The sequence below is a fragment of the Blautia caccae genome (assembly GCF_040095955.1).
In the GTDB taxonomy this organism is placed as follows: Bacteria; Bacillota; Clostridia; order Lachnospirales; family Lachnospiraceae; genus Blautia; species Blautia celeris.
Genome location: NZ_JBBMFP010000023.1, coordinates 21,560 through 35,671, shown reverse-complemented (window position 1 = coordinate 35,671; position 14,112 = coordinate 21,560). Strand labels below are relative to the sequence as shown.

Here is a 14,112-nt window from a genome sequence, read left to right as displayed (position 1 = left end):
GCCCGGAAATGCAGAATACCATTCTATTCTGCGTTCACAATGCACGGATTGACGATTATCTGAAAGTTTCCGGCAGTGGAAAGCTGGTTCCCTGCAAGCCCTAAAACTGCATGTTTTACCACACTGCCTTCTTCTCCTGCTGATACATATAGTTCATCTACAGTGACGGCAAGCATTAGTCCATTATCCTGCCCCACGCTGCGATAGGAAATATAATGAGGATGAAACTTAAGCACTGATTGGGCACAAATGTCCTCCGTACTCCCGGTTCCGCTTAGAAGTCTCTCAAAAGAAGCCTTTTGGTCCTCGCCAAGAAGCTCCTCAAACCTCCCGTATTCCACAACGCTCACCGGTTTTCTGGTGAGTGTGTCACGCAGCCTGTTGCCAGTATCATACAGTCCTTTGACTTTCACTGATTTGCCGCCCGCGCGAATGATAACTTCGCAAATGGCGGAGCTTTTTCCTTTTAAGTATTCCAAGAGTCGCATTCCTAAGATGAGAATCCAGTAAGTGGCTGTGGTGATGAAACAAAACGTAAGTAAGCCTTCCTTTGTGCCGCCCGGCAGGGCCGTAAGTATCCCTCCTGTGAGAAAGGAAAAACCGTACAGAAGTAAAATCCCTGTAAACAGTTTTCTCCATGACCTGCAGCAGCAGCTCACCCACACCATGAGGATGCCCAGGACGCCGTGTGAAAGCAATACCCTTATGTAGGGGGACGATAAAGGCAGCAGTGTGATCACACAGATACCGACAGCTCCCAGCGCTGCACCTGCCAGAGAACGAAGAGGAGTGGCAGTCCCCTTCAGCACCCGGTTCACCAGACGCAGCAGCAAAAAATCCATTACCAGATTGACTACGAAAAAAACGTCAATGTAAAATTCGTAGTACACAAAACACCCCCTAAACCTTGTATGACTCATTCATGTCAGCAGAAAATCCGCTAAGTGCGTTTTCTGCTGCATACTTATCTGGAATAAGTAATGTTCATTATAGGTGATAGGGGGTGTTTATTTTGTCAAAACCGCTTGGACGAATCAAAAATCTTTTCGACAGTTTTGGTCCCGTTTTTTCTTGTTATGTTATCCTCTTTATGTAAAGCTTTCATGGAGAAGCTGCAGGGTTCTGCGCATCCTTTCCGCTGGGATCTGGCCCGGTGCAGAGGCCTTGATGCCCGCCGCAAATGTGACGGCTGAGCCTGACGCCTCTCCGCAAAGACGGCTCAAAACTCCTGTTTTTCCCATGGACATAGTGATGACCGGTTTCTCTGTTCTGCGCTTCATCATGACGGTTGCTGTCAAAAGAGACATGAGGTCCTCGTCACTTTTTGGCATGACAGCCAGTTTCAGAATATCGGCCCCGAAACGGTCCATGGTCTCCATCCGTTTTACCATCTCTTCTATAGAAGGTGTCCTGTCAAAATGATGGTTGGAAGCAGCCACATAAACGCCGCATTCTTTCAATCTTTTCATCAGAGATTCTGTCCTGTCCGTATCAAAAAAAGCTTCCACGTCAATCAGGTCCACAAAGCCGGTTTTGGCGGCATTTTCCAGAAGATTTACATAATCCTCACAGGTAATGGACTGACTGCCTCCTTCTTTGTCGGTTCTGAAGGTAAAAAGAAGGGGAATCTTGTCTAAAACGCAGTGAATGGTTTTCAACATTTCCAAACTATTTTCGCTGTTCTTTCCCTCCTCATAACAATCTGCGCGCCATTCGACGAAATCCGGTTCCATGTTTTTCACTGTTTCTGCTTCTTTTATGATTTCTTCTCTTGTTTTTCCTGTGAGGGGAATACATATTTTCGGAATTCCCTCCCCGATCTTTATGCCTTTTATCTCTACGGTTTTCATGTTCCTTTTTCCTCCTGGTAAATGTTACTGTTCACTGCGTGCCCAGCAACACGCTTCGTGATGCACGGATATGAAGCATTCTGCTCCATATCGCGCTGGCTGCCTCGGGGTTTTCATGCCTTTGGCCTGAAAACACCCGGCGGGACAGTGGTGTATGAACAGTAACTGATAAATTACTGCCGCTATTATAACACACTTTTTCTCTTGACACCACGAAAGTTTCCTTTTACACTTTAAATTAATGCAGGTGCAGGTTATGGTTCGGTTTTATTGAATCATTACGAGTGGCGGCCTGCGAAAAAAGGCGGCGGACTGCATGGATTCATGTGACAGGCAGAAGACTGTTCAGATTCATGTAACAGAAAGATGGCCGCCAGGTTTCAGAAAGGATGAAAAATCATGATACCAATTACGGGACAAACACAGCTTACCGGACTGCTTGGAAGCCCGGTGAAACACAGTATTTCACCTATGATGCATAATACAGGCTTTCAGGCTCTGGGGCTTGATTTCGTTTATCTTTGTTTCGATGTAAATGAAGGGACTTTAAAAGACGCCGTAAAAGGACTGCGCGCACTGGGTGTAAAGGGATTTAATCTGACTATGCCCAATAAAAATAAGATATTGGACTATCTGGATGACTTGTCCCCCGCTGCAGGTCTGATCGGAGCTGTAAATACTGTGGAGAACAGGGATGGGAAACTGGTCGGGCATAATACGGACGGAATCGGATTTATGCGGGCTGTGAGGGAGCAGGAAATCGATGTAAGAGGAAAGAGTATAACACTTATGGGTATCGGAGGCGCCGCCACGGCTATCTGTACACAGGCGGCGCTTGACGGGGCAGGAAAAATTGATGTGTATGCCAGAATGACGAGCAGGTTTCTGCCTCGGATGAAAGACTTGATCGGGCGGCTGGAAAAGGAAACCGGATGTGCGATCTGTCTCTGTGATAATGAGGATAAGGATGGGCTGAAAAGGAGTCTTGAGGATAGTGTGCTGGTTGTGAATGCCACTTCTGTGGGGATGGCACCGGATGAAGATGGTTGTATTCTGCCGGGAAAGGATTTTCTGCATGAGGGGCTGGCTGTGGGGGATATTGTTTATAATCCATGGGAGACAAAGCTGCTGCGGATGGCGAAGGAGATGGGATGTAAGGGGTTTAATGGGTATGCCATGTTGTTGTATCAGGGGGCGGAGGCCTTTCGGATATGGACGGGGCGGGAGATGCCGATGGAAGTAGTCAGAGAACGGCTGGGGAAATAGGTGGCTTAGCGGACGGGGAAAGAAAGGGCCGGAGGCCGGGATGCCTCTTTCGTCCTGCTCGAGGCTCCGTGCGTCTCAGCTAACCTGCTCCCAGTCACTAGGTTCGTCAGCAATGGCTTCCTCACCAAGTGTCTGGGGCAGGTGGATCTTCGACTCACTCCGCTTAACCTCGCCTGACGAAAGAGGCATCCCGGCCTCCGGCCCTTTCTTTCCCCTGACAGTGGCAGCGGTTATTTTTCTTATTGTTCTGTTGAAATTTACACCCACAGAGCATTGTTAATGATATTGCAGGCGGAAGGTTATATAATTTAAGATGAGCTGTCTCCCGGAAATAGGGGACAGCTCATTTTTAATAAAACTGTTGGTTAGTTTGAATTGTTGTTGGTTATTCGTTTACATCGTAAACGTTGTCGTTGATGAGGATCTGGGTGATGTCTTCCGGGTTTACGATGCGGTTGTAGGTCAGGCGGAATTCGGTGTCTACGCCACAGATGTAGCCTGTGTTGTCGAGTTCGTCCTGATCGTAGATGACGTAGCTGGTGCCGTCTTTGTATTTGAGTTCAATGTATTTGATGCAGTACGGGTCCTGAGCCTCTTCTTCGGAGGCCTGGGCGGACATATTGATGTTCATGGAGATGGGGGAATAGGAACATATCCAGGTATCATCCCGGGACAGGGACTGCATGGAGACGGTTTCGCACTGGGGAAGGTCCACGTAATCTTCTGTCACTTCTATCTGATTTCTCTTTTCCGGATCTGTCTCGTTCATCTCCTGAAGCTCGCCGAAGGTAACGGGATAGGTGTAAATGTGCAGTCTGGGCTGGTTTGAGGTGTTTTCTGCACTGCCCCATATCATGTAATCATAAATGTAGTATTTATCAGGTGTGCTCTTTTCTGTGTCTACATACATGAATTCACCGGCAGGGTTTCCTTCCTGATCTTCAAAACAGAAGAAGAAGTTTGATTCCTGGGAGAAATAGGCACCTTTTGTGCGGTTTGTCTCGTCATCCGCGTACAGTGCAGTGACTCCGCCCTGTCTTTCCAGGGTCATGGACATGAGCATGCCGTTGCCGTCAGTGACAATGTTCTCTATGGTAAGGGTGTGATCACCGATCTCTTTGGTGATGTTCACCTCGGTTATATTGCCGCCTATGAGGGCGTCAGCTTTTTCCTCATCTACCGGAACGTATTCTTTGCCTGGGAGGTCAGCCATCATGCCGTCCTCTTTATCCGGGTCCGCAAGGATCTGGGTGTGTTCCTGGGAAGATTTTGTGGTGTTTCCGAACATGCCCTGGAAGAAATCCGTGTGCTCGGAAAGGTAAGCTGCAGCTGCTGTGCCGCCGGTTACGGTGAGGGTGAGGACTACGGCTGCCGCTGCTGCCGTGATCTTGCGCCAGGACTTTTTGGCATGGTTGGTTCTTGTCTTGTTCTGGCTGCGGATCCGGCTGTAAGTGTCCTGCAGGCGTTCATCCACTTTTTTCGGTATCTCTACTTCCTGTTCCAGGATCTGTTTCATTTCATTTTCTGTATAATTCATAGTGTGCCTCCTTTATTGATGCTGTAAGATATCACTTAACTTCATCCGTCCTCTTCTCAGACGGCTTTTTACTGTATTTTCACTGATGTCGAGAAGTTCTGCTATCTCTCTGGTACAGAAACCTTCCCCATAGTACAGGACAAAAATCATCCGGAAATCCTTCGGAAGCTCCTGTATCAGATCTGTGAATCCACTGTTGCTCTGCATCTCTTCCACCGCTCCTTCTTCAGGCACCTGTTCCACTACGGTGCATCTGCCCTGCTGCCGCAGGATGTCTTTGCAGCAGTTGATCAGGATTCTGGTAAGCCAGGTTTTGAAATACGCGGCGGACTTAAGCTCTGCCAAATGCTCATAGGCAGAAAGCACTGCCTCTGACATGGCGTCGGCAATATCTGCCTCACAGCTCAGATAGCTTCTGGCTACTTTGTACATTGCCTGTTTGTTCTGCTCGATCAGCTCCACAAAAGCATCGGCGTCCCCTCTCTGGGCCTTTTTTACAAGCCACATGCTGTTCTCCTCTCTGTCAGCGTCCTGCCTAAGCATTTCCCTTTTGGGGAGTGGTACACTGGCTGTATATTTTGAACCGGTTCATTGTCTTTTACATACATTAGACGAATCCGAAGGGTATTTGGGTGCACATATGAAATAATTTTAAATTTAAAAAGGGATGTTCTACGGCTGATCCTGGTCTCCGTATCACATCCCTGTCTGTTTTCAAGCTTATTATACCGTTTTGTTCTGCCCGTCTTGCAGATGCCTGTCCTCTATGGTCACGTTCTGGCGCAATTGTGTGCGGTTCCCTGCAGGATATCCAGGCCGTGTTCCAGTTCCGGCAGAATATACTCCAGGCATTCTCTCACTGCCTTCGGGCTCCCCGGAAGATTGATGATCAGTGCCTGTTTTCTGATGCCTGCTGCCTGACGGCTCAGCATGGCCCGTTTCGTGATCTGCATGCTGTATGCCCGCATAGCCTCAGGAATACCCGGTACCTGTCTTTCACAGATGTCCATGGTAGCCTCCGGCATGCAGTCTCTGGGCGAGAAGCCCGTTCCGCCTGTGGTGAGGATCAGATCTGCGATGTTCTCATCTGCCAGCCTTGCCATCTCACGGCTCAGCATGCCCCTCTCATCAGGGAGCAGTATCTTGTATGTAATCTGATAGCCGGCTTTCTCCAGAATCTCACAGATGACAGGCGCACTCATATCCTCTCTCTCTCCTGCATATCCGCTGTCACTCGATGTTATCACTGCTGCTCTTCTCATAAAAATTCCCCCAATCCTTTTGATTGCAATAAAAAGCATGTTTATATGGAATATTTGTCATTTGAAATAAAAATCCCCGCTTTTGCCGCCCTTTTTCTCCACCAGATGAATCCCCGACAGGACCATGCCTTTGTCAATGGCCTTGCACATATCATAGATGGTGAGAAGCGCCACACTGGCTCCTGTGAGAGCTTCCATCTCCACACCGGTCCTTCCTTCCACTTTTGCTGTGCAGATTGCTGTAATGGTCAGGTTTTCCTGGTCTGTCTCAAAGTCCACACTGCATTTGCTGATCAGCAGTGTGTGGCACATGGGAATCAGGGATGACGTCTGTTTCACTGCCATGATGCCGGCCACACGGGCCACACCCAGCACGTCACCTTTTTTTGCTGTGTGGTTCACCACCGCGTCCATGACTTCACGGTTTACATGAATGCTGCCCTTTGCTGTGGCTGTACGGCTTGTCACATCCTTGCCGGACACATCCACCATGATCGCATTTCCTTCCCCGTCAAAATGGGTCAGTCCATTATTATCCATAACTGTTCTCCTCTACTGTATCGTTACGGTCCACGCCATGCCCGAAAGCACCATCTGCGGTGAACAGTACCCTGTATCTGCTCTCCCGATGCAGAAATACAGCTCTTTTGATACACGAAAGGCAGTCCGCAATAATTCCCGGACTGCCCTTTTATCCTGTGTAATTTTAACGCTTATCTTCTGTTTTTCAGGAAATCCGGAATCTGGATATCCTTTTTCGGCACATTGCTTGTGAATGTACCCTGCTGTGTACTTCCGAAGCCCTGCTGCGGCTGGAAGGACGGCATCTTGAATGCCGGCTGCTGCTGAGGCTGGCTGTATGCCGGTGCCTGCTGCTGCGGCTGTACCGGTGTCTGCTGCTGTACCGGTTCTTCCTGTCTCGCTGCTTTCTTATCTCTGCTCACGCTTGGTTTCCTTGCTGTCTCATCATCAAGTCCTGTAGCGATCACAGTGATTCTGACATAATCAGCTTCTTTATCATCATACAGGGCACCGAAGATAATATTGGTATCTTCTCCGGTAAGATCCTGTACATAGCTGGCTGCATCGTTGGCATCCATAAGAGAGATATCTCCGGATACATTGATGATAACATGGGAAGCGCCCTCGATAGTGGTCTCCAGAAGCGGACTGGATACGGCCTGCTGTACAGCTTCCATAGCCTTGTCGTCGCCTTTTCCTTCACCGATACCGATATGTGCAATGCCCTTGTCGATCATGACGGTCTGAACATCCGCAAAGTCGAGGTTGATCAGTGCCGGCAGATTGATCAGGTCAGTGATGCCCTGTACGGCCTGCTGCAGAACCTCATCTGCTTTTCTGAGCGCTTCCGGCATGGTTGTCCGGCGGTCTACGATCTCCAGCAGACGATCATTTGGGATAACGATCAGTGTGTCCACATTCTCTTTTAATTTTTCAATACCTGTCAGTGCGTTTGTCATACGGGTCTTAGCTTCAAAACGGAAAGGTTTTGTGACAACGCCGACGGTCAGGATACCCATTTCTTTTGCCAGGCCTGCCACGATCGGTGCGGCACCTGTTCCGGTTCCGCCGCCCATACCGCAGGTAACGAATACCATATCTGCGCCCTGCAGTACCTGTTTGATCTCTTCGATGCTCTCCTCAGCCGCTTTCTCGCCGATTTCCGGCTTAGCGCCTGCACCAAGACCTTTTGTCAGCTTCTCACCGATCTGCACTACAGTCGGTGCCTTGCATAAGGTCAGGGCCTGTTTATCTGTATTGACTCCGACGAATTCCACTCCGCCGATAGCCTCTTCCACCATTCTGTTGACTGCGTTATTACCAGCTCCACCTACACCAATCACTATAATTTTTGCAGATGATTCAGCTTCGTTTGTCATTATCTCTAACAAAGTACTTCCTCCTTTAGCTTCCCTCGTATGTTGTAAAGCGGGTTGTTGTATCCACTTCGCTGCTTCTTCATGAACACAGATATCTGCATCTTATCCGCATTCGGATACACTGACGTGTATGATTTTCTGTAATCAGGTTTATCTGTCTCTGTTTCTTTTCATGTTCTCATGGGTATTTATGATAAATACCCGAAAACCCAGGTACTTTAATTCTAAGTACCTTTATGATGCATATAGATATATAATATAGTCTTTTGGAAAATTAATCAACTGGTAAATTTATTTTTTCACAAAAAATTTAAAAAAATTATCAAAATTTCCCGATTTGTGTCCCATAAAAAACAAAATTCCTCTGTCATTCTTCCCCGGAACCATCATCTGAACCATAGTCTTCATACCCGGAACCGTCCCCGTAGCCGGAATCTTCCTCGTTATAATCCATATCCCCGTCTCCTGAGTCCTCATATCCGGTGTCATACTCCTCATAACCGCCCTCATCCGAATCCTCATAGCCGGACTCATCATCGGAACCGTCAGAATCCTCATCACCGGTATCCGATTCATCTGTACCATCGCCGCTTTTGTTCTCCTTGTCCTCCAGCGCCTTTTGCTCCGCCTCACTCAGAACCTTGTCAAAGACCACGTTTTTTGAAGTCTCGTCCACATTTTCCAGATGAAGGACACCTTCCATTCCCTCAAGCTGAGGTATGATTCCCATAAGTCTGCTCATTTTTTCGTCCATATTTTTGTCAGAGCCCATGCGGGCTTCCACCTTGCCGTAATAGAGCACAAGCTGTCCTTTTTCATCCAGTACCAGCCTGTCCGGCTTCCTGTCCCCCTTCTCCATCATCTTGGTGACGCTTAAGATCAGGCTCAGACTGCCTTTTTCAAGCCCGGGAATTTTCTCGCCTACCCCTACCTTGTCAAGCGTAAGGCCCTCCACATTCGGTATATTCTCCAGTTCCTCTGTGGTACTCACCTGCACGATACCGTTTCTGTCAAAGTATAAGTTGCCGTCCAGAAATTTCACATAGCCGATCAGTTCTTTTTCCCTGACATGGATCACAAGACTGTGACGGCCTGTCCTCTCCAGCCAGACTTTATTGATAAATTCCTCATCTTTTGTTCTTTCATCAGGATTGAGAAACCGCACCAGCACTGAATTGCCCGAAAGCGGGCCTGACAGCACCATTTTTTTGATTTCATCTTCCGTATAATTCTGATTTCCTTCTACTTTAACACTGGTAATCTGAAAGCAGGTAAAGAATACCGCAATGGCTATTAACACGGCCGCTGCCAGGCAGCCCCAGAATATCCTGTGTTTTTTCCTGTCCATACATGTTCCCCTTTAATCTCTCTCAATTACGGCGCCGAGCTGTGACAGATCACGGCAGATATCCTCATATCCCCGCTCAATGTACTGCCTGTTTCTCACACGGGTCTCCCCCTGCGCCGCCAGCCCTGCAATGACAAGGGCTGCTCCGCCTCTCAGTTCCTGTGCCTCCACAGCCGCGCCCCGAAGCGTCCCGCCGCGGATAACAGCTTTTCTGCCGTCCACCCGGACATAGGCTCCCATGCGCAGAAGCTGTGATGCTGTCTTAAATCTGTCCTCAAAAATCGTTTCCACCAGGCAGCTTTCTCCCGGTATGGTACACAGCACCGCCATGAGCGGCGACTGCAGATCCGTGGGAAATCCCGGATATACCTCCGTACACTGCCTTCTTAACGGAACCTGCACCCATTTGCTGCACAAAGACAGTTTACCACCGATTGCTTCATATTGTCCACCCATTTTCTCGTACACTCTCATGAGGGCTTCCATTTCCTCCAACGGCGCGCCGTCCAGGATAATCTCTCCTCTGGTAGCCGCGCAGGCGCACACATAAGTACCTGCCACGATCCTGTCCGCAGGCACAGTGAACTCTGTCCCATGCAGTTCCTCCACTCCTGTGATGGTCAGGGTATCACTGCCTGTTCCCTCGATCCTGGCACCGCAGGCATTTAAAAAACGGCACAGCCATACCACTTCCGGTTCCCTGGCACATCCCTCCAGGTGTGTGGTTCCTCTTGCAAGCACAGAGGCCAGCACTGCGTTCTGGGTAGCTCCCACACTTACCTTTGGAAAATGAATGGTGCTGCCCACAAGCCCATCTGTCCTGGCAGTGAGAACACCCTCTTTCTCCTCGAATACGGCACCCAGCCGCTCCAGAGCGTACAGATGCAGGTCAATGGGGCGTTCCCCTATGACACAGCCTCCCGGATGAGGCACGGACGCGTTTTTGAATCTGCCCAGCAGACTTCCCAACAGAATGACAGAGGAGCGCATTTTCTGGCCCTCACAGCAGTCAATCTCTGTTTTCTCCACATGGGCAGGGTCCAGCGTCAGGGTATCTCCCTCATGCCGGATCTGCATGCCCAGTTCCCGCAGGATTTCTTCCATAACAAAGACATCTGCGATCTTCGGGCAGTGATGCAGTACACTTTTCCCTTTATGCAAAAGAGCGGCAGCCATCATTGGCAGCGCCGCATTTTTAGAACCTTGTATCCTTACTTCGCCTGTGAGCGGATTTCCGCCTTCTATCCTAATTTCATTCAAGTCTTACCTTTCCTCCCGCCTCCTGGCTATACACTATTGTATGCAGAGAGGCGAAAAAGGTTCAGGGCGAACGCGTCCGGCTCACAGACAGCGCCAGACCCATCTCTCCCATCAGAAACAGTACAGAGGTTCCGCCGTAGCTGACAAAGGGAAGGGTAATTCCCGTGTTAGGTATGGTGTTAGTTACAACCGCTATGTTGAGGATCACCTGGATTGCCATATGCCCCATGATTCCCGCAGCGATCAGAGCACCGCACAGATCTCTGGCATGTGTGGCAATCACCATAAGCCTCCAGATCAGCAGGGCGAAGACCAGGATCAGCAGGCAGGCACCGATAAGACCTGTCTCTTCACAGATAATGGAAAATATCATGTCATTCTGCGCCTCAGGGACAAATCCCAGCTTCTGCAGGCTGCTCCCCAGACCCTTTCCGAAAATGCCGCCGCTTCCAATGGCGTACAGACCCTGGATGGTCTGAAAACCCTTTTCATATTTTTCGGGGTTTCTCCAGATGGCGATACGCTCCAGGCGGTAGCTGGCCATACTCAGGAAAATGCCGATAAAAAGCACCCCCACCCCTCCGATTCCCACAAACGGAAGGTATTTGGGATTGGATACAAAAATCAGAATTACGCCAATGCCCAGAATGATTATGGCAGTGCTTAAGTTGTTGGTCCCCACAAGCCCCACAATAGGGAGGAGCAGGGCCATGGTTCCCGCCATATGCAGAAGACTGTCCTGCCGCTTTTCGGAATTTGTTATCACATAGGTGAGCAGCAGGATGACTGCCACCTTGGCAAACTCCGAGGGCTGGAACGACAAAGGTCCAATAGACAGCCAGCGTTTGGAGCCGTTATATTCATCTCCGAACAGAAGCACTGCCAGGGACAGCCCCATGGATACCACATAGAGAAATGGCGCCATCCTGGTAAGGATATGATAGTCCATACAGGATACCAGATACATGCCCATCATTCCCAGGGAGGTTGCAAAAAGCTGCTTTTTAAAATAATAGGCAGGGTCATGAAACTTCACCCTGCCATTATATGCACTCGTGCTATATAGAAAAATCAGACCGCAGACCACCAGCAGCAGTACGAGAATCAAAAGCGTTCCATCCATGCGTCTTTTCTGCCCGTTTACCTTATCATCCGCAGCACTTGCTGCCGCACCCGCCACGGGATGCTTTTTCAGGTATCTCTTCTCCACACGCATTTCCCTTTCCTTTTTGCTCATACTGCATTATATTGTCTGACGGTTTATATTATTCCTTACGATTTCTCACGTATTCTTTGAACTTATCGCCCCTCTGCTCATAGTTGTCAAACTGGCCCCAGCTTGCGCAGGCCGGTGAGAGAAGGACCGCGTCTCCGTGATTTGCCTTCTCCGCACAGATTTTAACGGCTTCCTCCAGATCCTCCGCCAGTATGGTACTCATAAAGCCGCAGCTGTGGGCAGCTTTTTCAATCTTCTCTTTTGTCTGCCCAATAAGGACCAGGTACCGCACCTTGCCGTCAAATGCCCGGATCCACTCCTCATAGGAGGACTCCTTGTCGTAACCGCCGCCGATCAGCAGAGTGGGCCGGTTCATGGCCTGAATGCCCTTGATGGCCGCATCCGGGTTGGTTCCCTTGGAATCATTATAATAGGCCACACCGTCAATCTCATCCACAAACTCAATCCTGTGGGGCACTGCTGTAAAGCTTTGTATCACCTGCCGGATGGTTTCCATGGGAACACCTGCACAGTAAGCCATAGCAACAGCAGCCATGACATTTTCATGGTTATGGCGTCCCAGCAGCTTAAGCCCACTGGTCTCTGCCACCAAAATCTCCTCCGTCCCGGTGCGCAGGATGATCTGCCCGCCGTCCAGGAAGATTCCATGATCCAGCTTATGTAAGCTTGAGAAGAAGACAGTCTTAGCCGGACATACCTCTGCAAACCGGCGAAGCTCCTCATCCTCATAGTTGAGAACACAGAAATCCTCTTTTGTCTGGTTTCCCGCGATCATCTCCTTCACCCGGATATACTCCTGCATGGTGTGATGGCGGTTTAAATGGTCCTCTGTAATGTTCAGGACAGCAGATACCTTGGGACGAAATGATATGGTGGTCTCAAGCTGAAAGCTGCTGATCTCCGCTACGGTATAACTCTCTTCTGTCATGGAGAGAGCTGCGCCTGTATAGGCATTTCCGATGTTGCCTACCACAAAGACGGATTTGGCATATGCCCGCATGATCTCTCCCAGAAGTGCCGTGGTCGTGGTCTTTCCGTTGGTGCCTGTTATGGCAAGAACCGTGCCCGCTCCCATGCGGTAAGCCAGCTCCACCTCGCCCCATACCGGAATGCCCGCGCGCTTAAGTGCCTCCACAGGTGGAATGTCAAGAGGCACCCCCGGACTCATCACTGCCAGGTCAAGGGTTGACGGCAGGTCTTGGGGCATATCTCCCAGAACAATATCACACAATGAATGTTCCGGCAGGCGTTTCTTAATCTCCTCTTTGTCCAGCTTTTCATTTCCGTCATATAATATCACATCAGCCTGTACTGCCTCCAGCAGGCGCACCGCGCCGATGCCGCTGATTCCCGAACCAAATACAAGCACACGTTTTCCTTTTAACTCTGTTCTGTCCATTTCTCTTTTTCCTTTCTTATAATGCCAGCAGTGCGATCAGGCACAGGATGGCTGTAATAATGGAGAATACGGCAACGACCCTTGTCTCGGACCAGCCGCACAATTCAAAGTGATGGTGGATAGGCGCCATCTTGAAAATTCTTTTGCCGTGGGATATCTTGAAGTACGTCACCTGCATCATGACAGAGAGCACTTCCACCACATAGATCAGTCCCACGATCAGCAGGAATAAGGGCATCTGCAGCATATACGCCGTGCCTGCCACAAATCCGCCCAGGGCCAGGGAACCGGTATCTCCCATAAAAATCTTGGCGGGATAGACATTGAACAGCAGAAATCCCATGAGCGCACCCACTACCGCACAGGTAATGGGTTCAATGCCGCTCTTTGTGCCAATGGCAACCACGGAAAAGAAGGTGGCAACCATGATTGTGACCGAGGAGGCCAGTCCATCCAGACCGTCCGTAAAATTCACACCGTTCACTGTACCGATGACCACAAAAAATAAAAGCGGAACCGTAAGAAATCCCGGATTTATCTCATAGCCTGCCGCAAAAGGCACCTTGATCGTCATGGATACATCCGTGAATTTCATCAGATAAAAGGCAAAGATTCCCGTCACCACAAGCTGGCACAGCATCTTCTGCCAGGCCAGAAGCCCGTCCGACCGCCTAAGGACTACTTTCAAATAGTCATCCCAAAAGCCGATCAGTCCGAATCCCAGCGTCAAAAACAGTACAGGGATGATTTTAGGGTAATCCTTCACATAAAACAGGGATGTGACCACTGTGGAGAGCAGAAAAATAATCCCTCCCATGGTAGGCGTTCCCGCTTTTTTCAGATGAGACTGCACACCGTTTTCCCGCTCAGTCTGTCCCATTTTCAGCTTTCGTAAATAGGGAATGATAATAGGTCCCAGAACCACACTGACTATGAATGCTGCCAGTACAGGCAGCACCATCTTATACTCTGTCATAACACACCTCATTTTTATGTATTTTTGTATCATGCCCGGCAGCCCGGCAAAAGACAGGGCTGCCGCCATATGCCTG

13 protein-coding genes are annotated in these 14,112 nt (G+C 49.4%); 1 reads left to right on the top strand and 12 read right to left on the bottom strand.

What is annotated here, in order from left to right; all coding sequences use genetic code 11:
- Nucleotides 1-23 precede the first annotated feature (23 nt).
- Both WMO65_RS20555 and aroD read right to left on the bottom strand, forming a co-directional pair.
- Nucleotides 24-890: a sigma-E processing peptidase SpoIIGA gene (locus WMO65_RS20555; RefSeq protein ID WP_349064644.1), complete on the bottom strand. Its 867-nt coding sequence runs from the start codon at nt 888-890 to the stop codon at nt 24-26.
- 198 nt (nt 891-1,088) lie between these two features.
- Nucleotides 1,089-1,850: a type I 3-dehydroquinate dehydratase gene (gene aroD / locus WMO65_RS20550; RefSeq protein ID WP_148393323.1), complete on the bottom strand. Its 762-nt coding sequence runs from the start codon at nt 1,848-1,850 to the stop codon at nt 1,089-1,091.
- A 399-nt stretch (nt 1,851-2,249) separates the two neighbouring features.
- Here aroD and WMO65_RS20545 point away from each other — a divergent pair, with 399 nt between their 5' ends.
- Nucleotides 2,250-3,116: a shikimate dehydrogenase gene (locus WMO65_RS20545; RefSeq protein ID WP_148393324.1), complete on the top strand. Its 867-nt coding sequence runs from the start codon at nt 2,250-2,252 to the stop codon at nt 3,114-3,116.
- A 385-nt stretch (nt 3,117-3,501) separates the two neighbouring features.
- Here the strand turns inward: WMO65_RS20545 and WMO65_RS20540 are convergent, their stop codons facing one another.
- The 10 genes from WMO65_RS20540 to mraY form a co-directional block, all read right to left on the bottom strand.
- Nucleotides 3,502-4,653 carry a DUF4179 domain-containing protein gene (locus WMO65_RS20540; RefSeq protein ID WP_148393325.1) on the bottom strand — a complete coding sequence of 384 codons (1,152 nt, stop codon included), beginning with the start codon at nt 4,651-4,653 and terminating at the stop codon, nt 3,502-3,504.
- 12 nt (nt 4,654-4,665) lie between these two features.
- Nucleotides 4,666-5,160 carry an RNA polymerase sigma factor gene (locus tag WMO65_RS20535; protein WP_033139055.1) on the bottom strand — a complete coding sequence of 165 codons (495 nt, stop codon included), beginning with the start codon at nt 5,158-5,160 and terminating at the stop codon, nt 4,666-4,668.
- Between the two features lie 263 nt (nt 5,161-5,423).
- Nucleotides 5,424-5,915, bottom strand: coding sequence for a MogA/MoaB family molybdenum cofactor biosynthesis protein (locus WMO65_RS20530; protein ID WP_033139056.1), 492 nt, complete (start codon nt 5,913-5,915; stop codon nt 5,424-5,426).
- A gap of 57 nt (nt 5,916-5,972) precedes the next feature.
- Nucleotides 5,973-6,455: a cyclic pyranopterin monophosphate synthase MoaC gene (moaC, locus tag WMO65_RS20525; RefSeq protein WP_033139057.1), complete on the bottom strand. Its 483-nt coding sequence runs from the start codon at nt 6,453-6,455 to the stop codon at nt 5,973-5,975.
- Between the two features lie 173 nt (nt 6,456-6,628).
- Complete coding sequence (gene ftsZ / locus WMO65_RS20520; RefSeq protein ID WP_033139078.1) at nt 6,629-7,816, bottom strand: cell division protein FtsZ; 1,188 nt, start codon at nt 7,814-7,816, stop codon at nt 6,629-6,631.
- A gap of 367 nt (nt 7,817-8,183) precedes the next feature.
- A complete protein-coding gene (locus tag WMO65_RS20515) occupies nt 8,184-9,164 on the bottom strand; it encodes a cell division protein FtsQ/DivIB (protein ID WP_052098749.1) in 981 nt (326 codons plus the stop codon).
- A gap of 12 nt (nt 9,165-9,176) precedes the next feature.
- Nucleotides 9,177-10,424, bottom strand: a complete 1,248-nt coding sequence (gene murA / locus WMO65_RS20510) for a UDP-N-acetylglucosamine 1-carboxyvinyltransferase (protein ID WP_033139058.1) — start codon at nt 10,422-10,424, stop codon at nt 9,177-9,179.
- Nucleotides 10,425-10,485: 61 nt separating this feature from the next.
- Nucleotides 10,486-11,547: an FtsW/RodA/SpoVE family cell cycle protein gene (locus tag WMO65_RS20505; RefSeq protein WP_052098752.1), complete on the bottom strand. Its 1,062-nt coding sequence runs from the start codon at nt 11,545-11,547 to the stop codon at nt 10,486-10,488.
- 142 nt (nt 11,548-11,689) lie between these two features.
- Nucleotides 11,690-13,060 (bottom strand): UDP-N-acetylmuramoyl-L-alanine--D-glutamate ligase, encoded by a 1,371-nt coding sequence (gene murD / locus WMO65_RS20500; protein WP_148393326.1) that lies wholly within the window; start codon nt 13,058-13,060, stop codon nt 11,690-11,692.
- Between the two features lie 16 nt (nt 13,061-13,076).
- Complete coding sequence (mraY, locus tag WMO65_RS20495; RefSeq protein WP_033139081.1) at nt 13,077-14,036, bottom strand: phospho-N-acetylmuramoyl-pentapeptide-transferase; 960 nt, start codon at nt 14,034-14,036, stop codon at nt 13,077-13,079.
- Between the last annotated feature and the right edge of the window lie 76 nt (nt 14,037-14,112).